Source organism: Rathayibacter sp. VKM Ac-2926, assembly GCF_022815565.1.
Classification (GTDB): Bacteria; Actinomycetota; Actinomycetes; order Actinomycetales; family Microbacteriaceae; genus Rathayibacter; species Rathayibacter festucae.
Genome location: NZ_JALGRS010000008.1, coordinates 158,549 through 182,158, shown reverse-complemented (window position 1 = coordinate 182,158; position 23,610 = coordinate 158,549). Strand labels below are relative to the sequence as shown.

Sequence of the window (23,610 nt, the reverse complement as noted above, 5' to 3'; positions counted from 1 at the left end):
CGACCCTCCGGGCGGCTACTCGCGGGCCAGGGCGACCGCGGGGTCCACCGACGGGGCGGGCAGCGCGGCGACCGCCTCGAGGAAGGCGGTGGTCTCGGCCTCGGTGCCCGCGCTCACCCGCAGGTGGTTCGGGATGCCGACGTCGCGGATCAGGATGCCGCGGGCGAGGAGCGCCTCGAACATCGCGCCGGGGTCGGCGACGCCGCCGAAGAGGACGAAGTTGCTTCCGGTCTCGTGCGGGGTGTAGCCGCGCTCGCGCAGTCCGTCGATCATCCGGTCGCGCTGGACGATGATCTCGCCGACCATCGCGAGCATCTCGTCCGCGTGGGCGAGCGCCGCGGTCGCGGCCGCCTGGGTCAGCGCGGAGAGGTGGTACGGCAGGCGCACCAGGCGGAGAGCGTCGACGACGGCGGGGTCCGCGGCGAGGTAGCCGAGGCGGACGCCGGCGAAGGCGAAGGCCTTGCTCATCGTGCGGGAGACGAGCAGGCGCGGGCGGCCCTCGAGCAGGCTGAGGGCGGTCGGCGCGTCGCGTCCGGCGAACTCGGCGTAGGCCTCGTCGACGACGACGATGCCGTCGGTCGCGTCGTAGACGGCGGCGATCGTCTCGAGGTCGAGCGGGGTTCCGGTGGGGTTGTTCGGCGCGCAGAGGAAGACGATGTCGGGGCTCTCGCGGCGCACCGCGGCGGCGGCGTACGAAGCCGACACGCGGAAGTCGGCCTCGCGCTCGACGCCGATCCAGCGCGTGCCGCTGCCCGAGGCGAGGATCGAGTACATCGAGTAGGTCGGCGAGAAGCCGAGCAGCGACCGTCCGGGGCCGCCGAAGGCCTGCAGGATGTGCTGGAGCACCTCGTTCGAGCCGTTGGCGGCCCAGATCGAGTCGGCGGTCAGGCCGTGGCCGAGGTAGCCGGCCAGGGAGTCGCGCAGCTCCCGGAACTCGCGATCGGGGTAGCGGTTCACCGTGCGGAGGGCGACGGACACCCGCTCGACGATTTCGGCGATGACGTCGTCGGGAACGGGGTGGGTGTTCTCGTTGACGTTGAGGGCCACGGGCACGACGGCCTGCGGAGCGCCGTAGGGCTGCTGACCGCGCAGGCCGTCGCGGAGGGGGAGATCGTCGAGAGTCGTCACCCCGGAATGGTACCGGGGCACTCGATGCGCTCGATCAGTCCGCGAGGTCGTACTGCGCCGGGATCGCGAGGCGCTGCCCGGGCTCGAGGCCGGCGTTCGCCAGCTGGTTGAGCGACTGGATGTCGTAGACGACGTCGCGCGGGTCGGAGTCCGGTGCGAGCTCCTCCGCGAGGGACCAGAGGGACTCGCCGGCGCGGACGGTGACGTACTGGAACTCGACGTCGGCGCTCTCGCCCGAGGCGACGGCTCCGCCGCCGTTGAGTCCGAAGACGAAGGCGCCCGCGACGAGGGGCAGGGCGCCGAGCGTCGCGAGGACGGCGCGGCCACGACGGGTCAGGCGCAAGCGGGTGCGCGCACCGGGCTGCTCGGCAGCGGTGACGTGCTGTGCGGAGCTCTGGTGCTGCGCGATGGTGGAGGGCTGTGCGGTCATGGTGATCGCTCCTTTCAGCAGGGGTTCGGGCCGGGTCCTCGGCCGGGAGGACCCGGTCCGAACCTCTGTTCCGAATATATCTTCGAATACCGCGCCGGGCAAGACCCGGTCGCGTCGCATCCGTTGCCGGATCGCGCGACACACTCGAACGAATGTTTCGAACGCGGACCCCCGCCGGATACAGTTTCGAGAGTCCGCAGTCAGTACAGCAGCGACCACCGACATCGGTGCTCGACGCGGACGGAGAGGGCGCGCACGCGGCGTGCGCACCGAGAGAGGGACGATCGTGAGCGACGCGCAGACGGCCGGGGCGAAGGCGGCCAGGACGACGACTCCGGCGCCGAAGGCGAAGGCGGCGAAGCCCGCGGCGGGCCGCCGCCGGAAGAACCTCAGCGCGAAGCAGCTCGCGATCCTCGACGCCATCCAGCGCTCGGTGTCCAGCCGCGGCTATCCGCCGAGCATGCGCGAGATCGGCGACGCCGTCGGGCTCGCCTCGCTCTCCAGCGTGACCCACCAGCTCAACCAGCTCGAGCTGAGCGGCTACCTGCGCCGCGATCCCAACCGCCCCCGGGCGCTCGAGATCCTCATCGACGTGCCGAGCTCGACCGAGGACGACGGCTCGTTCGAGTCGACGGCGACGGTCGCCGACGCGGCGATGGTGCCGCTGGTGGGCCGGATCGCGGCCGGCGTGCCGATCATGGCGGACCAGCAGATCGACGAGGTCTTCCCGCTCCCCCGCCAGCTGGTCGGCAAGGGCGAGCTGTTCATGCTCAAGGTGGTCGGCGAGTCGATGATCGACGCCGCCATCTGCGACGGCGACTGGGTCGTCGTCCGCTCGCAGCGCACCGCGGAGAACGGCGAGATCGTCGCCGCGATGCTCGACGGCGAGGCGACCGTCAAGGTCCTCCGCCAGCGCGACGGCCACACCTGGCTGCTCCCCCGCAACTCCAACTTCGAGCCGATCCTCGGCGACGAGGCCGAGGTCCTCGGCAAGATCGTCGCGGTGCTCCGCTCCGTCTGACGCGGCGGCGCACACGCGCAGGAGGGGCGGACGGCATCGAGCCGTCCGCCCCTCCTGCATTCACCGGGACGCACGGCGAGCAGCTCGCGCAGCGTGACGACGAAGCGCCCGCGACCGCGGAGGTGATCCGTGGTCGCGGGCGCTTCGGGCGCGGGTGCCGGCTCCGCCGCTACGCCTCGACGGCGGCGACGGGGGCCGCGAACTCACCCAGCGAGCCGGCCAGGTCCTCGTGCACGAGCGCGTGGACGTGCGTGCCGCCCTCGACGTACTGCGTCGAGAGGATCCGGCCGTTGCGGTGCAGCGCGGAGACCACGTCGCCGCGGTCGTAGGGCACGAGCAGGTCGATCTCGATCTGCGGCTCCGGCAGGATCTCGGCGATCTTCGCCTGGAGCTCGTCCATCCCCTCGCCGGTGCGCGCCGACACGAAGACGGCGCCGGGGGCGAGACCGCGCAGCACGAGCCGCTGGCCCTCGTCGACGAGATCGGACTTGTTGAACGCGATGATCTCGGGGATGCTCCGTGCGCCCACCTCGCCGATGACGTCGCGGACCGTCGCGATCTGCCCCGCGGGGTCCGGGTGCGAGGCGTCGACGACGTGGACGATGATGTCCGAGTCGGCGACCTCCTCCAGGGTCGAGCGGAACGCCTCCACCAGCTGGTGCGGCAGGGCGCGCACGAAGCCGACGGTGTCGGCGAGCGTGTAGCCGCGCCCGTCCGGGGTCTCGGACTTGCGGATCGTCGCGTCGAGGGTCGCGAAGAGCGAGTTCTCGACGAGCACGCCCGCGTGCGTCATCCGGTTGAGCAGGCTGGACTTGCCGGCGTTGGTGTAGCCAGCGATGGCGACCGACGGCACCGCGTTGCGCTTGCGGTTGGCGCGCTTCGCCTCCCGGGCGGGCTTCATCGCGGTGATCTGCTTGCGCAGGCGCGCCATGCGGGTGTGGATGCGGCGGCGGTCGAGCTCGATCTTCGTCTCACCCGGGCCACGCGAGCCCATGCCGGCGCCGGCGCCGACCTGGCCGCCGGCCTGGCGGGACATCGACTCGCCCCAGCCGCGCAGGCGCGGCAGCAGGTACTCGAGCTGCGCGAGCTCGACCTGCGCCTTGCCCTCGCGGCTCGTGGCGTGCTGGCTGAAGATGTCGAGGATGACGGCCGTGCGGTCGATGACCTTGACCTTCACCACGTCCTCCAGCGAGCGGCGCTGGCTCGGAGCCAGCTCGGTGTCGGCGACGACCGTGTCGGCGCCGAGGGCGGCGACGAGCCCGGCGAGCTCCTCCGCCTTGCCCTTGCCCAGGTAGGTGCTCGGGTCGGGGTGCGGCCGGCGCTGCAGCAGGCCGTCGAGGACGGTCGCTCCCGCGGTCTCGGCCAGGGCGGCGAGCTCGTGCAGCGAGTTCTCCGCGTCCTCGATCGAGCCCTGCGAGTAGACGCCGATCAGCACCACGTTCTCGAGGCGCAGCTGGCGGTACTCGACCTCGGTGACGTCCTCGAGCTCGGTCGAGAGGCCGGCCACGCGCCGCAGCGCCTGCCGGTCCTCGCGATCGAACTGATCGCCGTCGCTGGTCTGCTCGGCGTCGCGCTCGACGTCGCCTCCGGCGCTCTGCAGCGCCTGGGCTCCGCCCGCGACGAACCGCGAATATCCCGACGAGCGCGACTGCGCGTTCGCCAGGACCCGCGAGACGACGTCCACGGCCTCGGTCGTGTCGGTCTCGTTCAGGTCTTCCGTCATCCGGATAACACTAACTCCTCAGCTGTTGATAAGTTCACTTCTCATGGCCGCCGAGCACTACTTCACCAGCACTCCCGACGGCGACCTCCGACCCCGGAGGATCAGCGCCCGGATCGCCGGCCGCGACCTCGAGGTCACGACCGCCGGCGGGGTGTTCAGCCCCGGCCACGTCGATCTCGGCACCCGGGTCCTGCTGGACGCGGTCCCCGACGCCCCCGCGAGCGGGGACCTCCTGGATCTCGGCTGCGGCTGGGGACCGATCTCGCTCGCCCTGGCGCTCGGCTCCCCCGACGCCCGGGTGTGGGCGGTCGACGTCAACCAGCGGGCGCTCGAGCTCGTCCGCCGCAACTGCGCAGAACTCGGTGTCTCCAACGTCAACGCCGTGCTGCCCGAGGATGTTCCCGAGGACGTCCGCTTCGCCGCCGTCTGGTCGAACCCGCCGATCCGGGTCGGCAAGGCCGAGCTGCACGCGCTGCTCGAGCGCTGGCTGCCGCGCCTCGAGCCCGATGCGGAGGGCTGGCTCGTCGTGCAGCGCAACCTCGGCGCCGACTCGCTGCTGACCTGGCTGACCGAGACGTTCGAGGGCCGGCTCGAGGTCGATCGGATCTCCTCGGCCAAGGGCTTCCGCGTCATCCGCACCACGCGCACCGCCTGATCGCAGGAGTCGGCCGCGCGCGCCGGAACGGATCGGTGCCGCGCCGGTCGATCGATCGCTCGACCGGCCGATCCCGAGCTAGTCGATCCGGATCGTGCCGGTGTAGACGAGGTCGGCCGGGCCGGACAGGCCGACGTGCTCGCCCTCCTCGGTCGGGAACATCGTGACGCCCAGCGTGCCGCCGGGGACCTCCACGCGCCAGGACTGCGGAGCGCGCGCTCCGGCCCAGTAGCGCACGGCGAGGGCCGCCGCGGCGGCGCCCGTACCGCAGCTGAGCGTCTCGCCGCTGCCGCGCTCGTGGACGCGCATCCGGATCCGGCCGATGCCGTCGTGCACCAGCGGCTCGCCCGGCACGACGAACTCGACGTTCGCCCCGTCGGCCGGCTCCGGCTCGATCTGCGGGATGTAGCTGAGGTCGGCCTCGTCGAGCTCCTCGTCGTTGCTCAGCGCGACGACGATGTGCGGGTTGCCGAGGTCGAGCCCGAGACCGGGACGCGGCACCTTCAGCTCCTTGGCCCGCACGAGCGGCTCGCCGCCGGCCAGCTCCCAGCGGCCGAGGTCGACCTGGAAGCCGGCGCCGCTGCGGGTGACGTCGCGGACCCCGGCGCGCGTGCCGATGGGGAGGGTGTCGCCCTGCTCGAGGGCCGCGAGACCGCCGGCGAGCAGGAACGCCGCGTAGACGCGGATGCCGTTGCCGCACATCTCGGCGATCGAGCCGTCGGCGTTGCGGTAGTCCATGAACCACTCCGCCTCCGGCTCCTGCTCGAGGGCGGCGGCACCGTCGGCGAGGGACCGGGAGCGGACCGCGCGGATGATGCCGTCGGCACCGACGCCGAAGTGCCGGTCGCAGATCATCGCGATCTGCGCGGGCGAGAGGTCGACCTCACCGTCCGGGTCGCTGAAGAGCACGAAGTCGTTGCCGGTGCCCTGGCCCTTGGTGAAGTGCAGCTCGATCGTCATGGCGCTCAGCCTACCGAGGCGCTCGAGCCCCGACCTGGGCGAGGGCGAGCGCCTGCTCGAGGAGGTCCGGAGCGTCGAACGGGAGCCAGTGCGCCGCCTGGTAGCGGCGGAACCAGCTGTTCTGCCGGCGGGCGTAGCGGCGGGTGAGCGCCTGGGTGGAGGCGACGGCCTCCGCTTCGGTCAGCTCCCCCGAGCGCTGTGCGAGCGCCTGGGCGTAGCCGATGGCGCGGCTGGCGGTGACGCCCCGCTCGATGCCGAGCGGCACGAGGCGCTCGACCTCGTCGAGCATGCCGCCCGCCCACATCCGCTCGACGCGGCGGTCGAGCCGCTCGACGAGCACGTCCCGCGGCGCGGCCAGCGCGAGGACCGTGCTCGGGCGCCACGGGACGGGGGTGTCCGACATCAGCGCGCTGTTCGGCGAGCCGGTGAGCTCGGTGATCTCGAGAGCACGCACGATCCGTCGGACGTTGTGCGGGCCGATCCGGGCGGCGACCTCGGCGTCGACGGCGCGGAGCCGCTCGAAGAGCACCGCGGACCCCTCGCGCTCGGCCGTCTCCTCGAGGGACCGCCGGAGCGCGGGGTCGGTGCCGGCGAAGGAGAACTCGAAGATCACGCTCGAGACGTACAGACCGGACCCGCCGACGAGGATCGGGGTCGCGCCGCGCGCGAGGACACCGTCGATCACCGCGCGGGCCTCGCGCTGGTACCGGGCGACGGAGGCGTCCTCGGTGACGTCGAGGACGTCGAGCAGGTGGTGCGGAACGCCCTGGCGTTCCTCCGGCGGGAGCTTCGCGGTCCCGATGTCCATGCCGCGGTAGAGCTGCATCGCGTCGGCGTTGACGACCTCCGCGGCACCGCCGGACGCGCGGATCGAGCCGGCGAGGGCGAGCGAGAGGTCGGACTTGCCGGTGCCCGTGGCGCCGACGACGGTGAGGAGGGCGGGCGCCGCCCGCTCAGCGCTCGCCATCGAGAACGTCGTAGATCGGCGTGGTCAGTGTCTCCGGCGCGACCGGCGTGATCGGGCGGAGGCGGAGCGACGGCAGGCCGAGCGAGACCTTCGGTGCGCCGCTGGCGCCCGGAGCCGCAGGGACTCCGCACGACTCCGCCTGCGCGCGGTCCCAGGCGTCGCCGGCGCGAGTGCGGCGGACCTGCAGCGGAGCACCGTCGGTCGAGTCGGCGATCAGGTAGAAGGGTGCGGCGCGGGTGACCTCGACGCTGACGACGTCGCCCGGGCGCGGCTGCTCGGAGCCGGCGGGCACATCGAAGTGCACCAGGCGGCTGTCCTCGGCGCGGCCGCTGAGGCGGTGCGTCGTGCTGTCGCGGCGGCCTTCGCCGGTCGCGACGAGCACCTCCACCCGGCGCCCGACGACCGTGCGGTTCTCGCTCTCGCTGATCGAGTCCTGCAGCGCGGCCAGGCGCTCGAAGCGCTCCTGGACGACCGCCTTCGGGATCTGGTCGGGCAGCGTCGCCGCGGGCGTCCCCGGGCGGATGGAGTACTGGAAGGTGAAGGCGGAGGCGAAGCGGGCCGCCTCGACCACACGGAGGGTCTCCTGGAAGTCGGCCTCGGTCTCACCGGGGAAGCCGACGATGATGTCGGTGCTGATCGCCGCGTGCGGGATCCGGCCGCGGACGCGGTCGAGGATCCCGAGGAAGCGCTCGGAGCGGTAGGAGCGGCGCATCGCCTTGAGGATGCGGTCGGAGCCGGACTGCAGCGGCATGTGCAGCTGCGGCATGACGGCCGGCGTCTCGGCCATCGCGTCGATGACGTCGTCGGTGAAGGCGGCCGGGTGCGGGCTGGTGAAGCGGATCCGCTCGAGGCCCTGGATCGTGCCCGCGGCGCGGAGCAGCTTCGAGAACGCCTGCCGGTCGCCGAACTCGACGCCGTAGGAGTTCACGTTCTGGCCGAGGAGGGTCACCTCGATCGCGCCGTCGTCGACGAGCGCCTGGATCTCGGCGAGCACGTCGCCGGGACGGCGGTCCTTCTCCTTGCCGCGCAGGGCGGGGACGATGCAGAAGGTGCAGGTGTTGTTGCAGCCGACGGAGATGGAGACCCAGCCGCTGTACGTCGAGTCGCGCTTGGTCGGCAGCGTCGAGGGGAAGACGTCGAGCGACTCGAGGATCTCGAGCTGGGCCTCGTCGTTGTGCCGGGCCCGCTCGAGCAGTCTCGGCAGCGCCCCCATGTTGTGCGTCCCGAAGACGACGTCGACCCACGGAGCCTTCTCGAGGATGACGTTCTTGTCCTTCTGCGCGAGGCAGCCGCCGACGGCGATCTGCATCCCCTCGTGCCGGCGCTTGACCGAGGCGAGGTGGCCGAGGTTGCCGTAGAGCTTGTTGTCCGCGTTCTCGCGGACCGCGCAGGTGTTGATGACGACGATGTCGGCCTCGGCGCCGTCGGCCGAGACGTAGCCGGCCGCCTCGAGCGAGCCGCTGAGCCGCTCGGAGTCGTGGACGTTCATCTGGCAGCCGAAGGTGCGGACCTCGTAGGTCCTCGGCCGCGCATCGACGAGGGGGGAGGTCACCGGACCGAGCGTGCTCATGGTGTGCGATTCTACGCGCCGCTCCGGCCGCCTCTCGGCGACCGGGCGGCGCGGTCGTTCAGCGGAAGCGGACGCTCGAGCCGGGCTTGCGCACCGTCTCGCGGACGACGCGCTGGACCAGTGCGCCGGCGTAGCCGCGACGCGCGAGGAACCCGGAGAGGCGGCGCTCCGCGACCTCGTCGGAGAGCGACCGCAGGCTCGGCAGGCGCTTGCGCGCGAGCTCCATCGCCGTGCGGTACTCGTCGTCGCCGTCGAACTCGTCCAGCGCGGTCGCGATCGCGTCGGGGTCGAGCTTGCGGGCGCGCAGCTCCTGCATGATCGACGAGCGCCCGAGCTTCTTGCGCTCGCGCAGCTGGATCACCAGCGACTCCGCCATCTTGTAGTCGTCGAGGTAGCCGAAGCGGGTGAAGCGCTCGAGGATGTCGATCGCGTCCTTCTCGGCGACGCCCTCGGTGTAGAGGCGCGCCTCGACCTCGGCGACCGAGAGGCTCTTGCGCGACAGGCCGCGGACGATGCGGTCGGCGATCTGCTCGGGGTCGGGCTCCTCGGGGAGATCCTCCGCGAAGGAGTCCTCCTCCGGGGAGTCGTCCTCTGCGACGTCCGCCGCGGAGTCGTCCGATCGGGACGACCGGCCCGGAGCCCTCGAGGGCGCGGCGTCCCGCCGCGCGACGTGCGCCGAGAGCTCCGCGATCGCGTCGACGGCGGGCTCGACCGCCTCGGCGGCCGCCCCGTCGTCCTTGACCCAGGGGAGGAAGGCCACGGGCCGACCCTGTGCCCCCTCCGCAGCCTTCTCCCCCACGGGCTAGGCGCCCTTGCGGACGGGCGGCTTGGTCTCGCGGACCGGCTGCTTCGTCTCGATCGCGACCGGGGCGGCGTCGACCACGGCGTTCGGGTCGGCGACGACGCCGAGCTTGATCAGGATGCGCTTCTCGATCTCCGCCGCGATGTCCGGGTTGTCGATGAGGAACTGGCGCGCCTTCTCCTTGCCCTGGCCGAGCTGGTCGCCGTCGTAGGTGTACCAGGCGCCCGACTTGCGGACGATCTCGTGCTCGACACCGAAGTCGATCAGGCTGCCCTCGCGGGAGATACCGATGCCGTAGAGGATGTCGAACTCGGCCTGCTTGAACGGCGGCGCCATCTTGTTCTTGACGACCTTGACGCGAGTGCGGTTTCCGACCGCGTCGGTGCCGTCCTTCAGCGTCTCGATGCGGCGGATGTCGAGGCGGACCGACGCGTAGAACTTCAGCGCCTTGCCGCCCGCGGTGGTCTCGGGGCTGCCGAAGAAGACGCCGATCTTCTCGCGGAGCTGGTTGATGAAGATCATCGTGGTGTTCGTGGTGTTCAGGCCACCGGTAAGCTTGCGGAGGGCCTGCGACATCAGGCGGGCCTGGAGGCCGACGTGCGAGTCGCCCATCTCGCCCTCGATCTCGGCGCGGGGCACGAGCGCTGCGACGGAGTCGATGACGATGAGGTCGATGGAGCCGGAGCGCACGAGCATGTCGGCGATCTCGAGCGCCTGCTCGCCCGTGTCCGGCTGCGAGACGAGGAGCGAGTCGATGTCGACGCCGAGCTTCTTGGCGTACTCGGGGTCGAGCGCGTGCTCCGCATCGATGAAGGCCGCGATGCCGCCGTTGCGCTGGGCGTTGGCGATCGCGTGCAGGGTCAGCGTGGTCTTTCCCGAGGACTCGGGGCCGTAGATCTCGACGATGCGGCCGCGCGGGAGTCCGCCGATCCCGAGCGCGACGTCGAGCGCGATCGAGCCGGTCTGGATCACCTCGACGGGGGCGCGGTCGTCGCTGCCGAGGCGCATGACGGCGCCCTTGCCGAACTGGCGGTCGATCTGGGCGAGTGCGGTCTCGAGGGACTTCTCGCGGTCTGAGGAACTGGGCATGGCCGTCTCGCTCTCGTGTCGTGGTGGTATCGCCTACAGGCTGTCGTGTCGTACCGGAGCCGTTCGCGGGCGAGTGCCCCTGAATGCGGTCCCGGCCGGTTGCGACAAGGCGGTGAAGCAGTCCGTGTGACTGATGTCGACGGTAGGCCCGACCACCGACATCGGCGCCGAGCCGGACCGCTTCTGTGGAGACGGAGGCGATCCTGCTTCTGGTGAGGAGCTTAGACCCGTTCGAACAGGGATTCGATGGTGGCGCGCCCGGCGTGTCGAACACGACTTCGGGCGGCGGGCGACAGCGCGAGCCGCCCGGCGTCAGTGCCGGCGCTTCGCCGGGTCGATCCCGTGCCAGCGGCCCTCGGGGACGTCGTTGGCGCGGCACAGCGCGATCCAGACCTCTCGGGGCTCCGCGCCGTCGCGGAGGGCCTTCTGCGCGGTCCTCCCGCCGAGCTCGGTCAGCACGAGGTCGGAGACGAGGACGCGCGCGTACGCGTCGCCGAACTCGTCATCGACCAGCTGCTGGAACTCGCTCAGGCGCATGCGTCCACGGTAACAAGCCGAACCGGGGCGGAAGCCTGGAGGGTTCGGGCGGGTGCGTCTCCGGGAACGATGAAGGGCGCCGGAGCCGGAGCTCGGGCGCCCTTCGCGAGGTGCGGTGCGGTGGGTGGGAAGAGGACGGATCCGCTACTGCGAGACGAGGTCCGCGTCGAATCCGGCGACCATGTCGGCCGGGATGGTGTCGGGGATCGTGTCGATCCCCTCGATGACCGCGAGACGGTCGCCGACCTCGCGCATGATCACCGAGATCGGAGTGTCGAGCGCATCGGCCACCGAAGCGAGGATCTCGGACGACGCCTCCTTCTGACCGCGCTCGACCTCGCTGAGGTAGCCGAGAGCGACACTCGCCTTGCTCGCCACCTGGCGCAGGGTGCGACCTTTCTGCAGGCGAAAGTCCCTGAGGACATCGCCGATCTCCTGACGAACTAGAACCACTGGACCCTCCTTCTCCACGTCAACCGCTTCTCGCGCACCGCTTCGAGGAATGCCGGAGCATCGGATTCGAAGGGGATGTGTACGAGAGAGCCGGATAGCTGTTCACTACCCGGCTCGTGTGAGTCGACTCTAATACCGGATGACTGGACTTTGCGTGTGAGCGACGTCAGATGTAACCCGGCCGAAACCCTGCGCATTCCACGATTCCGAGGCGGTTCGGGGACTCTCGGACGTCACACGGCCGAGGCCGCGAGCTCGCCGGCCAGATCGAGTGCCGCGGCGACGGACGCGGCGCGGATCTCGGGCCGCCCGCCGTCGAAGCGGTGCTCGCGCACGAGCTCGGCCTCGCCCAGGACCGCCGCGACGAACACGGTGCCGACGGCCGCTCCGCCCTGCGGCTCCGGGCCCGCGACCCCCGTCGTCGCGACGCCGACGGTCCTCGCGCCTGCCTCGCCGAGCTGCCGGGCGGCGCCGCGCGCCATCTGCACGGCGACCACGGGGTGGACGGGTCCCTCCTGCGCCAGGAGGTCCGCGTCGACCCCGAGCAGGCGGTGCTTCAGATCAGTGGCGTAGGACACCACTCCCCCGCGGTAGACGGCGGAGGCGCCGGGCACCTCGACCAGGGCGGAGCTCAGCGCCCCGCCCGTCAGCGACTCCGCGACCGCCAGCGCGAGACCGCGCTCCGCGAGTGCCTGCAGCAGCTCCTCGGCGCTCATCGGCGCCCGCGGGCCGCGCGACTCTGGCGCGCCGCGTCGGCCAGGTAGTCGATGCCGGTCACGACGGTGAGGACGACCGCGGCCGTCATCGTGATGCCGTTCAGCCAGTGCACCCACTCGCCCAGGAAGGTCCAGAGCGGAAGGAGCGCGAGCGAGATCGCGACGGACTGCACGATCGTCTTCAGCTTGCCGCCGCGGGAGGCGGGGATCACCCGGTCCGAGAGGACGGCCATCCGGAACACGGTGATGCCGATCTCGCGGACGAGGATGACGATCGTGACCCACCAGGGCAGCTCGGCGAGGATCGAGAGGCCGACCAGCGCGGCGCCGGTGAGCACCTTGTCCGCGATCGGGTCGAGCAGCTTGCCGAGGTCGGTGACCAGCCCGCGGCTGCGCGCGATGTGGCCGTCGATCCCGTCGGTCGCGATCGCGACGATGAAGAGCAGCGCGGCCGCGATGCGCACGCCGCCGTCCTCGCCGTTGTCGGCCAGGAGCAGCCAGAAGAACACCGGGGCGAGCAGGATGCGCACCACGGTGATCGCGTTGGGCAGGTTCCAGTTGCTCGGGGCGGCGTCGGCGTGCGCGGTGGGGCTGGTCATCGGTCTGAGCCGTTCCTCGTGATCGGTCGATTCGGCGGCGTGGTCATCGCTCAGTCGCGCCCCGTGAGCGCCCAGGCGTCGTCATCGGAGCCCTCGTCGTCGTCGTGGTAGTCGGTCGCGACCGGGCCCGAGGGCTCCGCCAGCGGATCGGCGTAGGCGTCGGGTGCGGTAGGCGACGGCGCGGCGGAGTGCTCGCCGGGCTCCTCGCCGCGCATCCGCGAGAGGACCCCCGGCAGCTGCTCGGCGGTCACCAGCACGTCGCGCGCCTTCGACCCCTCGGAGGGGCCGACGACCTCGCGGGACTCGAGCAGGTCCATCAGGCGGCCCGCCTTCGCGAAGCCGACGCGGAGCTTGCGCTGCAGCATCGAGGTCGAGCCGAACTGCGTGCTGACCACGAGCTCGGCCGCAGCCATCAGCAGCTCGAGGTCGTCGCCGATGTCGGAGTCGATCTCCTTGCGCTGCGCCTGGACCGTGATGTCCTGGCGGTACTCCGGCTGGGCCTGCCGCGTGACGTGCTCGACGACCTTGGCGATCTCCTCCTCGCGGACCCAGGCGCCCTGGACACGCATCGGCTTGTTCGTGCCCATCGGCAGGAACAGGCCGTCGCCCTGGCCGATGAGCTTGTCGGCGCCGGGCTGGTCGAGGATGACCCGCGAGTCGGTGACGCTCGTCACGGCGAAGGCCAGGCGGCTGGGCACGTTGGCCTTGATCAGGCCGGTGACGACGTCGACGCTCGGCCGCTGGGTGGCGAGCACGAGGTGGATGCCGGAGGCCCGGGCGAGCTGGGTGATGCGGACGATCGAGTCCTCGACGTCGCGCGGGGCGACCATCATCAGGTCGGCGAGCTCGTCGACGACCACCAGGAGGTAGGGGTAGGGCCGGAGGACGCGGTTGCTGCCCGCGGGGAGCTTGATCTCGCCGCTGCGCACCGCCGCGTTGAAGTCGTCGATGTGCCGGTAGCCGAACGACGCGAGGTCGTCGTACCGCATGTCCATCTCCTTCACGACCCACTGCAGCGCCTCGGCGGCCTTCTTGGGGTTCGTGATGATGGGCGTGATCAGGTGCGGGACCCCGCCGTAGATCGTGAGCTCGACGCGCTTGGGGTCGATCAGCACCATCCGGACGTCCTGCGGGCTCGCGCGCATCAGCAGGCTCGTGATCATCGAGTTCACGAAGCTGGACTTGCCGGAGCCGGTGGAGCCGGCGACGAGGAGGTGCGGCATCTTGGCGAGGTTGGCCACGACGTAGCCGCCCTCGACGTCCTTGCCGACGCCGATCGTCATCGGGTGGGTCGACGTCGTCGACGCGGCGGAGCGCAGGACGTCGCCGAGCGAGACGATCTCGCGGTCGGTGTTCGGGATCTCGACGCCGATCGCGCTCTTGCCCGGGATCGGCGAGAGGATCCGGACCTCGTTGCTGGCGACCGCGTAGGAGAGGTTCTTGCTCAGCGCCGTGACGCGCTCGACCTTGACGCCCGGGCCGAGCTCGATCTCGTAGCGGGTGACCGTCGGGCCCCGGGAGAAGCCGGTGACCGTCGCGTCCACGTTGAACTGCTGGAGCACCTCGGTGAGCGCACGGACCATCTCGTCGTTCGCCGCCGAGCGCGCCTTCGACGGCGTGCCGGTGGAGAGGGCGGAGGCGGACGGCAGGCGGTACGGGGTCTCCTCCTCGAAGGAGGAGTCGAAGTCGGCGGTGGGGTCGGCGGCGATCGGCGCGATCGGACCGGTCTCGATCACCGGCGGGAGCGGGACCGCAGGGGCGACGTCGAGGTCGTCGAGCGCGATGACGCCGGTCGCGTCGTCGTCCACCACGCCCAGCGGGATGCGGGTGGTCGCGCTCTGATCGTGGCGGGCCAGGGCGGCCTCGGCCGACTCGGCCTCGGAGATCACCTCGGTCGCGTAGGAGCGGGTGGGCGGGTCGGCCGGCTCGTCACGCTCGGCGGACGCCGGCTCCTCGAGCGCGGTGTCAAAGCCCTTCGCGCGGCCGCGGCCCTTCCGGCCCTTCGGCGCCTCGTCGTCGTCGCCGAGCGCGTCGATCGGCAGCTCGGCCTGGACGGTCGGCTCGTCCTCGCGACCGGAGTCCGTGCGGCGCCACCAGGGCAGCTCGCCGCCGTCCTCCTGCTCGTCCTCGGCCTTCTCGCTCTCGGCCTTCGCGGCGGCCTTGCTCGCCGCCCTCTCCGCCTTGAGGCGCGCGCGCTCCTCGTCGTCGAGGACGGGGGCGCCGAAGAGGTAGCCGTAGAGCTCGCGCGAGCGGGCGGCGATCCGGTTCGGCGGGGTCTTGGTGATGATGAAGAGGGAGAGCAGGACGACCAGGGAGAGGAGCACCGTGGCGCCCGGCACGGTCGCGATCGCCACGAGCGGCGCACCGACGAGCCAGCCGAGGACACCGCCGGCGGCGGCCATCTGGTCGATGCCCGAGCCCGGCTGCGGCGCGCCGAGGTGCGCGTGGCAGAGCCCGGCGGAGGAGATCAGCAGGACGGCGAGGCCGACGCCGATGCGGCCGTTGTCGTCGACCGAGCGCGGGTGACGGAACAGCCAGAGCGAGAAGAGCAGCAGCACCACGGGGAGGACGTAGGCGACGCGGCCGAACAGGCCGCCGAAGCTCCAGGCGTCGAGCACGAGGGCGACCGGGTCGGTCGCGAGGAACCACTCCACCACCGCGCCGGTGATCGCGAGCAGCAGGAGCAGGAAGGGGACGCCGTCGCGGCGCTCCTCCTTCGCCAGGCGCTCCGGACCGAGTGCGCGGGCGGCACCGCCGGCCAGGTGCGCCAGCGCCATCCAGACGGTGACGAGCGGATTCGTGCGCGGGGTCGAGCTGAACGCGACCGTGCTCTTCTCGGACGATCCCCGCCCGGAGCCGCGGCCGGAGCGCGGAGTGCTCGAGCGCGCGGGGGCGCTCGCCTTCGCGCGGGAGGTCGTCTTCGGAGTCGTCGCCATAGGGCCACCGTACCCGCCGCCTCCGTCATCGCCGCGGACCCGCGCCGGGGGGCGGCGGCCGCGCGGCCCGGACCTCGTGCGGTCAGCGCAGCGTCGCGACCATCGTCTCCGCGTCGCCGCGGTCGGCCACCGCGCTGAAGCCCTCGCTCCGGTAGAGCCGTCGGGCGAAGTTGTCCGTCGACACGTTGAGCGAGACCCGCGCGTAGCCGGCGGTGCGTGCCTGGTCCAGAGCGGCGCGCAGCAGCCCGCGGCCGATGCCCTGCGCGCGCCAGACCGGCCGCACCCCGAGGGTCAGCTCGGGCACGCCCGCGGCGACGAACCCGCGGCCGGGTGCGGCGGCGCTGAAGAGGCGGAACCAGCAGGCGCCGATCCGCTCGCCGTCGGCGGTCTCGGCGACCGAGCCGAGATCGCCGGGCCGGGGCCAGCCGGCGACGTAGCGGCGGGTCGACTCCTCCTCGAGGACGTCGATGCGGGTGCGGGCCGCCGTCCAGTTCCAGTTCGCCGCGTCGACGAGCATGTCGGCGAGGAAGGGGGCGTCCTCGCGGCGGGCGGGGCGGATCGAGTGGTCCATGCGCGGTCTCCGTGGGGGATCGGGTCTGGCATGAGGTGCGGACGGGTGCCCGGGGGCGGGTGACGGTGCGGGAACGGGCCGGAGCGTCGGGGGCACTCCGTCCGGGGTCAGGCCTCGATGACCAGGGGGACGATCATCGGGCGGCGGCGATAGGTGGTGTTCACCCAGCGGCCGACGACGCGGCGGATGCTCTGCGAGAGCGCGTGCTGATCGCTGACTCCGCTCTGCACCGCCTCCTCGAGGGCCTTCGCGATGCGCGGCTTCACGTCGTCGAAGACGCTGTCGTCCTCCGCGAAGCCCTTGGCGTGGATCTCGGGACCGACCACGATCCGGCCGGTGCCCGCCTCCACGACGACGATGATCGAGATGAAGCCCTCCTCGCTGAGGATGCGGCGGTCCTTGAGGTCGGCGTCGGTGATCTCGCCGACCGACGAGCCGTCGACGTAGACGAAGCCGAGGTCGAGCTGGCCGGCCACGGTCACGACGCCGGCGCGGAGATCGAGCACCGTGCCGTCCTCGGCGATGATCGTGTTCTCCTCCGCGATGCCGGTGGCCTGCGCGAGCTTCGCGTTGGCGACGAGGTGGCGGTACTCGCCGTGCACCGGCAGGACGTTGAGCGGCTTGAGGATGTTGTAGCAGTAGATGAGCTCGCCGGCGGCGGCGTGACCCGAGACGTGCACCTTCGCGTTGCCCTTGTGCACGACGGTGGCGCCGAGCCTGGTCAGGCCGTTGATCACGCGGTAGACCGCGTTCTCGTTGCCGGGGATGAGGCTCGACGCGAGGATGACGGTGTCGCCCTCGCCGGGCTGGATCTGGTGGTCGAGGTTCGCCATCCGGCTGAGCACCGCCATCGGCTCGCCCTGCGAGCCGGTGGACATGTAGACGATCCTGTCCTCCGGGATGTCGCCCGCCTTCTTGACGTCGATCAGCACACCCTCCGGCACCTTGAGGTATCCCAGGGTGGCCGCGATGCCCATGTTGCGCACCATCGAGCGGCCGAGCAGCGCCACGCGGCGCCCGTTCGCGTGCGCAGCGTCGAGCACCTGCTGCACCCGGTGCACGTGGCTGGAGAAGCTCGCCACGATGACCCGGCGGGTCGCCTTCGCGATCACGCTCTCGATGACCGGGCCGATGTCGCGCTCGTTCGGCGTGAAGCCGGGCACGTCGGCGTTGGTCGAGTCGACCATGAACAGGTCGATGCCCTCCTCGCCGAGGCGGGCGAAGGCGCGGAGATCGGTGATGCGCCCGTCGAGCGGGAGCTGGTCCATCTTGAAGTCGCCGGTGTGCAGCACGGAGCCCGCGTCGGTGATGATCGCGACGGCGAGCGCGTCCGGGATGGAGTGGTTGACCGCCACGAACTCGAGCTCGAAGGGACCGAGGTTCTCGACGTCGCCCTCCTTCACCGTCAGCGTGTAGGGCTTGATCCGGTGCTCCTTCAGCTTCGCCTCGACCAGCGCGAGCGTCAGGGTCGAGCCGATCAGCGGGATGTCCCGCTCGAGCTTGAGGAGGTAGGGGACAGCACCGATGTGGTCCTCGTGGCCGTGGGTCAGCACGACGCCGACGATGTCCTCGAGGCGGTCCTTGATCGGGGTGAAGTCGGGCAGGATCAGGTCCACGCCCGGCTGGTTCTCCTCCGGGAAGAGCACGCCGCAGTCGACCACGAGGATCTTGCCGTCGATCTCGAAGACCGTCATGTTGCGGCCGATCTCGCCGAGGCCGCCGAGCGGGATGATCCGCAGCGTGCCCGCCTCGAGCGCGGCAGGAGTGATCACGGGACTGGGCATGCGCCCTCCTCTTCCTCGGTCGGGAGTCGTCCGTGCCGCTCGTGCGGCGTCAGCGTGTGGTGCCGGCGACCTTCGGCAGCGCGCCGCCCGCGGCGGCGTTGCGGTCGGGCCGGAAGTTGCGGAAGTCGACACCGGGGATGTCGCGGACGAGGCCGAGCTCGTCCTCGATCAGGGCGGCCTCCGACTCCTCGGGGCCGACCAGCGGCAGGCGCACGCGGGGCGAGGAGATGCGGCCGAGGCCGTGCAGGATGTACTTCGCCGCGACGGTGCCGGGCACGTGCGTCATCACCGCGCGCACGAGCGGCTCGAGCTGCTGGTGCGCGAGGGTGGCGGCCCTGAGGTCGCCGGAGTTCACGGCGTCGACGATGGTGCGGTAGGGCGAGGCGGCGATGTTGGCGGTGACGCCGATCAGGCCGGTGGCGCCGATGGCCAGCTCGGGCAGGACGTTGGCGTCGTCGCCGCAGAAGTACATCAGGTCGGTCTGGTTGAGGACGCGGCTGACCTCGGAGAGATCGCCCTTGGCGTCCTTCACGGCGAGGATGTTGGGGTGCTTGGCCGCGCGGAGGATCGTCTCGTAGCGGATGGGCACGCCGGTGCGGCCGGGGATGTCGTAGAGGATGACCGGGAGGTCGGTCGCGTCGGCGATCATCCGGAAGTGCGTGAGGATGCCGGCCTGGGTGGGCTTGTTGTAGTACGGCGTGACGATCATGTTGCCGTCGGCGCCGGCCTTCTCGCTCTGGCGGGCGAGCTGCATCGCGTGCGCGGTCTCGTTCGAGCCGCCGCCGGTGATGATCTTCGCGCGTCCCGCGGCGACGGACTTGCCGACCTCGACGAGCCGGATCTTCTCCGGGTCGGTGAGGGTGCTGGTCTCGCCGGTGGTGCCGGTGACGACGATGCCGTCGGCGCCCTTCGCGATGCAGTCGTCGATGTGCTTCTCGACACCGGGCCAGTCGACCTCGCCGTCGGCGGTGAACGGGGTGACCAGGGCGACCAGGACCTGGCCGAAAGGATTCTCCGGAGTTGACACGAGCCCAGGGTAACGGGTCGGTGGCCGCGGGCTCGTGGCGTTCTGATCCGCGGATGCCGGCCGGGTCTGCACGCTCTCGTTTGATCTGCAGGACTCGCCGAGCCGAACGGGCTTTCAGCCGCGCCGGAGACCTCGACGGGGCTCGAACACCTGCAGATCGAACGGATCCCCGCCGTGCGCCGACGGAGGGAGTCAGGTGCGGACGTGATCCCCGCGGGAGAGGGCGGCGAGGATGTCGGCCTCGACGAGGGGCCGGTCGTCGAGGACGAGGGAGGTGCGGTAGTGGCGGACGCGGTAGCCGAGCAGGCCGAGCTCGACATCGCGCCGGTTGTCGTGCTCGGCATCGTGGAACGCAGCACCGTCCACCTCGAGGGCGAGCACCTCGCCGAGCAGGAAGTCGATGCGCCGGCGGTCGATGCGCACCTGCTGGCGGAAGGCGATCCCGAGAGTCCGCAGCCGGAAGGCGACCATCGACTCCAGCCCGCTCTCGGAGGACGAACCGGCCCAGCGGAGGAGCCGCCGATGGGGAGCCGGCAGCCGCGCGAGGAGCCGCGCTCGACCTGCAGAGTCGAGGAGCCGCCTGTGCAGCGCCGATTCCAGGAGGACGAAGGCGAACTCGGCGCCCTGGCAGGCCGCCGCCTCGACGACGCAGTCCTCGAGCGCCTGGACCAGAGCGGAGGGCCGCGGTGCCTCCTTCGACCAGTGGACGACGACGCCGGGATCGTGGGAGAGCCGGACGGCGTGACGGTCGGGATCCCGGAGTCGGGAGGCGTGGGCGCGGACGGCGATGTGCAGGCCACGGAAGCGCGGCACCCAGAGCCCGTGCGCGACGGCGGCGTTCGCGCAGGCGAGGACCCCGCCGACGCGGAAGGCGCGCTCGATTCCGGTGTCGACTCCGGGAGGGGCGTACCAGCCCTTCCGGACGCGAAGGAGCGCTCCGGTCTTCACCGCCTCGCGGAGCTCGCGTGCGGAGGAGCCCTCGCGGAGGAACTGCTCGGTCTTCACCAGGCCTCCGGCGCGGAGGACGGAGCCGGAGGACGCGCGCACAGGGAGAGCGTGGCCGCGCAGGAAGGGCGCGCGGGGGCGCGGGCTCCGATCGGTGGAGAATCCGACGCCACGGCTCCTGTGGAGGGGGATGCCTCCGCGGGGAGTGGTGCGGTGTGCAGGCGATCCCGGCCCGCCCGGGCCTACTCGCGCGGCTCCAGGCGGCTTCGTCCTCGGATCGCCTGCAGATCGGACAGATGCCTGCACAACGGACAGGCACCTGCACAACGGCGGGGCACCTGCAGAGCGGATGCGGTGCGGGCAGGGACGCTGCTAGGGGGCGACGCGGCCGTTCGCGGTGAAGGCGGCGGCGGTGAGGGGCATGAGCTGCTCGAAGTGCTGCTCCATCTGCTCGGCGGCCATCTCGATCTCGCGCTGCGGGAAGGAGGGGAACGTCGAGTCCTCGCGCTTGGTGCGGAGGGAGAGGAAGTTCATCAGCGAGCGGGCGTTCAGCGTCACGTACATCGAGGAGTAGATGTTCAGCGGCAGGACGATGCGGGCGACCTCGCGGGCAACGCCCTCCTGGAGCATCCGCTGGTACGCCTCGAAGGCCTGGGTGCTGGCGCGTCGCGTCTCGGCGACCACGAGCTCGGTCTGCTCGGGGGTGCCGGGCTCGAAGGAGTAGGCGCCGGGCTTGCCGACCTGGACGAGGTTGCGCTGCGGGCCGGGCACGTAGAAGACGGGGCGGAGCTCGCGGTAGCGGCCCGACTCCTCGTTGTAGGAGGCGATGCGGTGCCGCATGAACTCGCGGAAGACGAAGATCGGCGCCTGCACGTAGAAGGTCATCGAGTTGTGCTCGAAGGGCGAGCCGTGGCGGTCGCGCATCAGGTAGTTGATCAGGCCGCGGTCGCGCTTGCCCTGCAGCTCGCTGTCGGCCGACTCCTCGTCGAGGGCGCCGGCGAGGGTCTTCTCGCCCTGCGTCGAGACGCGGGCGGCGAAGAGGACATCGGAGTCGTGGGCGCTGGAGCGGACGAGCTCGACGACCACATCGGAGCGGAAGATCGGGGTGCTGTCGGAGGCGCTCTGGTCGGTCACGGCTTCGACGATAGACCCTCGGCGCGGGGGCCGAGCGACGCAGGGTCGGCCGCGCGGGTGCACGCGCGCGGCCGGCGCACACCGGATGCCGATCGCGACGCCCTAGGCTGAATCCCGCTTCGCGGGCGGCCCGCGACGGGCCTCGGGAGGCACCATGAGCGAATCGACCGCACGGCACTCGGACCAGGACGGCACCGGCAGCGCCGGCGACTCCCCCCGGCGCTCCACCCGCACGGCGGCACCGCGGCCGGCCGTGCCGCCCGGCGAGGCGCCGGACACGGCGACCCACGCGCAGGAGGAGCCCGCGGCTCCGAAGCGGCTGCGGGTCCTGATCTCCGGGGCGAGCGGCATGATCGGCTCGGAGCTCGTGCGCCAGCTGCGCTCGGACGGGCACGAGATCTTCCGCCTTGTCCGCCACGCCCCGACCAGCCCGGACGAGTTCCACTGGGCGCCCGCCTCGCACATGCTCGACTTCAGCGTGCTCGACCGGGTCGACGCCGTGGTCAACCTCTCGGGCGCCTCGATCAGCCGCCTCCCGTGGACCTCCTCGTACAAGCGCGAGATCCTCGATTCGCGGGTGCAGGCCACGCAGACCATCACCGACGCGATGCGGATGGCGTCCACTCCCCCGTCGATCCTGCTGAACGCCTCTGCCGTCGGCTACTACGGCGACCGGCCGGGCGAGGAGCTGACCGAGGAGTCCCCCCGCGGCGAGGGCTTCCTCGCCGACGTCGTCGAGCGCTGGGAGCAGGCGGCGCTGCTCGCTCCCGAGACCGCGCGCGTCGTGACGGTGCGCACCGGGCTCGTGCTCGGGAACGGCGGCGCACTCAAGCCGCTGCTGCCGCTGACGAAGCTGGGACTGAGCGGCCCGCTGGGCGGCGGACAGCAGTACTGGCCGTGGATCAGCCACTACGACGAGGCCGCCGCGATCCGGCACCTGCTGACCTCGTCGCTGTCCGGCCCGGTCAACCTCGCGGGGCCCGAGGCCGCGACGGCGAACGAGGTCATGAGCACCCTGGCCGAGCTGCTGCACCGGCCGTTCAAGCTGCCCGTCCCGGAGAAGATCATCGAGCTCGCACTGCGCGACGCGGGGCACGAGCTGCTGCTCTCGAGCCAGCGGCTGGTGCCGCAGCGGCTGCTCGACGACGGCTTCGTCTTCCGGCACCGCACGGTGGCCGAGGCGCTGCAGGCGGTGCTGGCGGACTGAGCGCCGCCGATCAGGCGGGCCGCTCGCGCTCCAGGGCGATCGAGCGGCGGATCGCCCCGCGGGCGCGCTTGCGGTCGCCGCTCGCGTCGTAGGCGAGGCCGAGCCGGTACCAGGCGCGCCAGCTGCCGGGGTCCTCGTCGACGTCGGCCGCGTAGCGCGGGAAGAGCGCGTCGGCCTCGGTCCGGTCGAGTCGGCCGGTCGCGCTGGATTCGAGGACCTCGGAGGGCAGGGCGTCCTCGGACTCGAGGCGCCGGGCCAGCTTCTCGGCGCGGACGCCGAAGGAGATCTCGCGCACGAGCCCCCAGACGCCGACCCCGCCGAGGACGAGCAGGCCGACGCCCATCACGATGCCCGGCACCGTCCCGGCGGCGAAGGCGACGTACGAGTACTGCAGGCAGACGAAGAGGTAGAGCGCGAGGAGGACGGCCATCAGGCCGACGCCGATGCGGGTCCTCACGGGGTGCTCGTGGCGGCCGCGGCCTGGCCGGAGGGGACGTCGTCGCTGATCGCCGGCTCGTCGCGGACCTGCTCGGCCAGGGGTGCGGCGTCGAAGGCGGCGCGGAGGTCGATCAGCGCGTCGAGGCCGACGACCACGCCGGTGGTGCTGCGCACGGCGTCGAGGGCGCGGAGGATGCCGGCCTCGTAGGACGCGGAGGACGTGGTGTCGTGGCGGATCGTGACCGTCTCGCCGGTGCCGCCGAAGACCACCTCCTGACGCGCCTCGACTCCGGGCAGGCGCAGGCTGTGCACCGGGATGCTCGCCACCTGCTGGCCGCGGGCACGCTGGTCGGTGTGCGGCGCCTGGACGGGGCCCAGCTCGGCGCGCGCGCGGAGCAGCAGCTCGGCGGTGCGCACGGCGGTGCCGGAGGGCGAGTCGACCTTGCGGGCGCCGTGGGTCTCGACGATCTCGACCGCGTCGAAGAAGCGCGCCGCGACCGTGGACAGCGCGGTGGCGAGGACCGAGCCGAGCGAGAAGTTGGGGATGATCACCACGCCGGCGCCGGGCTGCGCGTCGACGCTGCGGCGGAGCGCCGCGATGCGGTCGCCGGTCCAGCCGGAGGTGCCGACGAGCACCTTCCTGCCGTTCGCGACGGCGAGGTCGACGATCTGCTGGCTGACCGCCGGGAGCGTCATGTCCACGACGACGTCCGCCGCGAGCATCTCGCGCGGGTCGCTGCGCGAGCCGAGCCGGGCGACGAGGTCGAACTCCTCCGAGGCCTCGAGGAGCGAGCAGGTGAGGGAGCCGAGTTTGCCGGTTGCACCGACGACGGCGACGGAGGTGGTCACCCGGCCAGCCTAACGACCGCGGGCGTGGTGGGACTGCGGGCGGAGCGGGATCTCGATACGCCCGCTGCG

At 71.9% G+C, this 23,610-nt stretch carries 23 protein-coding genes; 3 read left to right on the top strand and 20 right to left on the bottom strand.

Annotated elements, in window-relative coordinates:
• Window positions 1–15: 15 nt before the first annotated feature.
• Both MT351_RS13120 and MT351_RS13115 read right to left on the bottom strand, forming a co-directional pair.
• Window positions 16–1,128 (bottom strand): histidinol-phosphate transaminase, encoded by a 1,113-nt coding sequence (locus tag MT351_RS13120; RefSeq protein ID WP_243582380.1) that lies wholly within the window; start codon window positions 1,126–1,128, stop codon window positions 16–18.
• A gap of 34 nt (window positions 1,129–1,162) precedes the next feature.
• Window positions 1,163–1,558, bottom strand: coding sequence for a LysM peptidoglycan-binding domain-containing protein (locus MT351_RS13115; protein WP_132438242.1), 396 nt, complete (start codon window positions 1,556–1,558; stop codon window positions 1,163–1,165).
• A gap of 409 nt (window positions 1,559–1,967) precedes the next feature.
• Between MT351_RS13115 and lexA the strand changes: the two genes are divergently transcribed.
• Window positions 1,968–2,579, top strand: a complete 612-nt coding sequence (gene lexA, locus MT351_RS13110; RefSeq protein ID WP_243582392.1) for a transcriptional repressor LexA — start codon at window positions 1,968–1,970, stop codon at window positions 2,577–2,579.
• Between the two features lie 169 nt (window positions 2,580–2,748).
• On the opposite strand, the gene hflX is transcribed toward lexA, so the two are convergent.
• On the bottom strand, window positions 2,749–4,302 hold the full coding sequence (hflX, locus tag MT351_RS13105) for a GTPase HflX (protein WP_123737181.1): 1,554 nt from the start codon (window positions 4,300–4,302) through the stop codon (window positions 2,749–2,751).
• Between the two features lie 43 nt (window positions 4,303–4,345).
• On the opposite strand from hflX, the gene MT351_RS13100 reads away from it, so the two are divergent.
• Entirely contained in the window at window positions 4,346–4,957 is a 612-nt protein-coding gene (locus MT351_RS13100) for a class I SAM-dependent methyltransferase (RefSeq protein WP_132438245.1), read from the top strand.
• Window positions 4,958–5,035: 78 nt separating this feature from the next.
• Here the strand turns inward: MT351_RS13100 and dapF are convergent, their stop codons facing one another.
• The 15 genes from dapF to thyX all read right to left on the bottom strand — a co-directional run bounded on the left by dapF (window position 5,036) and on the right by thyX (window position 21,047).
• A complete protein-coding gene (gene dapF, locus MT351_RS13095; protein ID WP_123733937.1) occupies window positions 5,036–5,917 on the bottom strand; it encodes a diaminopimelate epimerase in 882 nt (293 codons plus the stop codon).
• Window positions 5,918–5,927: 10 nt separating this feature from the next.
• A complete protein-coding gene (gene miaA / locus MT351_RS13090; RefSeq protein WP_132438246.1) occupies window positions 5,928–6,884 on the bottom strand; it encodes a tRNA (adenosine(37)-N6)-dimethylallyltransferase MiaA in 957 nt (318 codons plus the stop codon).
• A complete protein-coding gene (miaB, locus tag MT351_RS13085) occupies window positions 6,871–8,454 on the bottom strand; it encodes a tRNA (N6-isopentenyl adenosine(37)-C2)-methylthiotransferase MiaB (RefSeq protein ID WP_132438247.1) in 1,584 nt (527 codons plus the stop codon). The genes miaA and miaB overlap by 14 nt, the downstream gene beginning before the upstream one ends.
• 58 nt (window positions 8,455–8,512) lie before the next feature.
• Window positions 8,513–9,214 (bottom strand): regulatory protein RecX, encoded by a 702-nt coding sequence (locus MT351_RS20330; RefSeq protein WP_165909214.1) that lies wholly within the window; start codon window positions 9,212–9,214, stop codon window positions 8,513–8,515.
• Between the two features lie 42 nt (window positions 9,215–9,256).
• Window positions 9,257–10,345, bottom strand: coding sequence for a recombinase RecA (gene recA, locus MT351_RS13075; protein ID WP_123444530.1), 1,089 nt, complete (start codon window positions 10,343–10,345; stop codon window positions 9,257–9,259).
• Window positions 10,346–10,657: 312 nt separating this feature from the next.
• Window positions 10,658–10,882 (bottom strand): DUF3046 domain-containing protein, encoded by a 225-nt coding sequence (locus MT351_RS13070; protein WP_123444531.1) that lies wholly within the window; start codon window positions 10,880–10,882, stop codon window positions 10,658–10,660.
• A 144-nt stretch (window positions 10,883–11,026) separates the two neighbouring features.
• Window positions 11,027–11,335, bottom strand: a complete 309-nt coding sequence (locus MT351_RS13065; RefSeq protein WP_123704950.1) for a helix-turn-helix domain-containing protein — start codon at window positions 11,333–11,335, stop codon at window positions 11,027–11,029.
• A 233-nt stretch (window positions 11,336–11,568) separates the two neighbouring features.
• Window positions 11,569–12,051 carry a CinA family protein gene (locus MT351_RS13060; RefSeq protein WP_132438248.1) on the bottom strand — a complete coding sequence of 161 codons (483 nt, stop codon included), beginning with the start codon at window positions 12,049–12,051 and terminating at the stop codon, window positions 11,569–11,571.
• Window positions 12,048–12,650: a CDP-diacylglycerol--glycerol-3-phosphate 3-phosphatidyltransferase gene (gene pgsA / locus MT351_RS13055; protein ID WP_123737189.1), complete on the bottom strand. Its 603-nt coding sequence runs from the start codon at window positions 12,648–12,650 to the stop codon at window positions 12,048–12,050. The genes MT351_RS13060 and pgsA overlap by 4 nt, the downstream gene beginning before the upstream one ends.
• A 50-nt stretch (window positions 12,651–12,700) precedes the next feature.
• On the bottom strand, window positions 12,701–15,586 hold the full coding sequence (locus MT351_RS13050) for a DNA translocase FtsK (protein WP_132438249.1): 2,886 nt from the start codon (window positions 15,584–15,586) through the stop codon (window positions 12,701–12,703).
• Window positions 15,587–15,668: 82 nt separating this feature from the next.
• On the bottom strand, window positions 15,669–16,157 hold the full coding sequence (locus MT351_RS13045) for a GNAT family N-acetyltransferase (RefSeq protein ID WP_123444536.1): 489 nt from the start codon (window positions 16,155–16,157) through the stop codon (window positions 15,669–15,671).
• Window positions 16,158–16,264: 107 nt separating this feature from the next.
• A complete protein-coding gene (locus MT351_RS13040; RefSeq protein WP_243582379.1) occupies window positions 16,265–17,941 on the bottom strand; it encodes a ribonuclease J in 1,677 nt (558 codons plus the stop codon).
• Window positions 17,942–17,990: 49 nt separating this feature from the next.
• Window positions 17,991–18,968 carry a 4-hydroxy-tetrahydrodipicolinate synthase gene (gene dapA / locus MT351_RS13035; RefSeq protein WP_123704963.1) on the bottom strand — a complete coding sequence of 326 codons (978 nt, stop codon included), beginning with the start codon at window positions 18,966–18,968 and terminating at the stop codon, window positions 17,991–17,993.
• A gap of 192 nt (window positions 18,969–19,160) precedes the next feature.
• Window positions 19,161–20,015 carry a DUF559 domain-containing protein gene (locus MT351_RS13030; RefSeq protein ID WP_243582378.1) on the bottom strand — a complete coding sequence of 285 codons (855 nt, stop codon included), beginning with the start codon at window positions 20,013–20,015 and terminating at the stop codon, window positions 19,161–19,163.
• Between the two features lie 270 nt (window positions 20,016–20,285).
• Window positions 20,286–21,047, bottom strand: a complete 762-nt coding sequence (gene thyX, locus MT351_RS13025; protein WP_123737194.1) for an FAD-dependent thymidylate synthase — start codon at window positions 21,045–21,047, stop codon at window positions 20,286–20,288.
• Between the two features lie 154 nt (window positions 21,048–21,201).
• Here thyX and MT351_RS13020 point away from each other — a divergent pair, with 154 nt between their 5' ends.
• Window positions 21,202–22,254, top strand: coding sequence for a TIGR01777 family oxidoreductase (locus MT351_RS13020; RefSeq protein WP_132438252.1), 1,053 nt, complete (start codon window positions 21,202–21,204; stop codon window positions 22,252–22,254).
• 10 nt (window positions 22,255–22,264) lie between these two features.
• On the opposite strand, the gene MT351_RS13015 is transcribed toward MT351_RS13020, so the two are convergent.
• Both MT351_RS13015 and dapB read right to left on the bottom strand, forming a co-directional pair.
• A complete protein-coding gene (locus MT351_RS13015) occupies window positions 22,265–22,711 on the bottom strand; it encodes a hypothetical protein (RefSeq protein WP_123737196.1) in 447 nt (148 codons plus the stop codon).
• Complete coding sequence (gene dapB, locus MT351_RS13010; protein ID WP_132438253.1) at window positions 22,708–23,541, bottom strand: 4-hydroxy-tetrahydrodipicolinate reductase; 834 nt, start codon at window positions 23,539–23,541, stop codon at window positions 22,708–22,710. The genes MT351_RS13015 and dapB overlap by 4 nt, the downstream gene beginning before the upstream one ends.
• Window positions 23,542–23,610 lie beyond the last annotated feature (69 nt).

What these genes read in the sequence shown, in the direction of transcription:
- MT351_RS13115 (WP_132438242.1), bottom strand. Translation starts at nt 1,558, where the DNA reads ATGACCGCACAGCCCTCCACCATCGCGCAGCACCAGAGCTCCGCACAG.
- hflX (WP_123737181.1), bottom strand. Translation starts at nt 4,302, where the DNA reads ATGACGGAAGACCTGAACGAGACCGACACGACCGAGGCCGTGGACGTC.
- MT351_RS13100 (WP_132438245.1), top strand. Translation starts at nt 4,346, where the DNA reads ATGGCCGCCGAGCACTACTTCACCAGCACTCCCGACGGCGACCTCCGA.
- dapF (WP_123733937.1), bottom strand. Translation starts at nt 5,917, where the DNA reads ATGACGATCGAGCTGCACTTCACCAAGGGCCAGGGCACCGGCAACGAC.
- miaA (WP_132438246.1), bottom strand. Translation starts at nt 6,884, where the DNA reads ATGGCGAGCGCTGAGCGGGCGGCGCCCGCCCTCCTCACCGTCGTCGGC.
- miaB (WP_132438247.1), bottom strand. Translation starts at nt 8,454, where the DNA reads ATGAGCACGCTCGGTCCGGTGACCTCCCCCCTCGTCGATGCGCGGCCG.
- recA (WP_123444530.1), bottom strand. Translation starts at nt 10,345, where the DNA reads ATGCCCAGTTCCTCAGACCGCGAGAAGTCCCTCGAGACCGCACTCGCC.
- MT351_RS13070 (WP_123444531.1), bottom strand. Translation starts at nt 10,882, where the DNA reads ATGCGCCTGAGCGAGTTCCAGCAGCTGGTCGATGACGAGTTCGGCGAC.
- MT351_RS13060 (WP_132438248.1), bottom strand. Translation starts at nt 12,051, where the DNA reads ATGAGCGCCGAGGAGCTGCTGCAGGCACTCGCGGAGCGCGGTCTCGCG.
- pgsA (WP_123737189.1), bottom strand. Translation starts at nt 12,650, where the DNA reads ATGACCAGCCCCACCGCGCACGCCGACGCCGCCCCGAGCAACTGGAAC.
- MT351_RS13050 (WP_132438249.1), bottom strand. Translation starts at nt 15,586, where the DNA reads ATGGCGACGACTCCGAAGACGACCTCCCGCGCGAAGGCGAGCGCCCCC.
- MT351_RS13045 (WP_123444536.1), bottom strand. Translation starts at nt 16,157, where the DNA reads ATGGACCACTCGATCCGCCCCGCCCGCCGCGAGGACGCCCCCTTCCTC.
- MT351_RS13040 (WP_243582379.1), bottom strand. Translation starts at nt 17,941, where the DNA reads ATGCCCAGTCCCGTGATCACTCCTGCCGCGCTCGAGGCGGGCACGCTG.
- MT351_RS13020 (WP_132438252.1), top strand. Translation starts at nt 21,202, where the DNA reads ATGAGCGAATCGACCGCACGGCACTCGGACCAGGACGGCACCGGCAGC.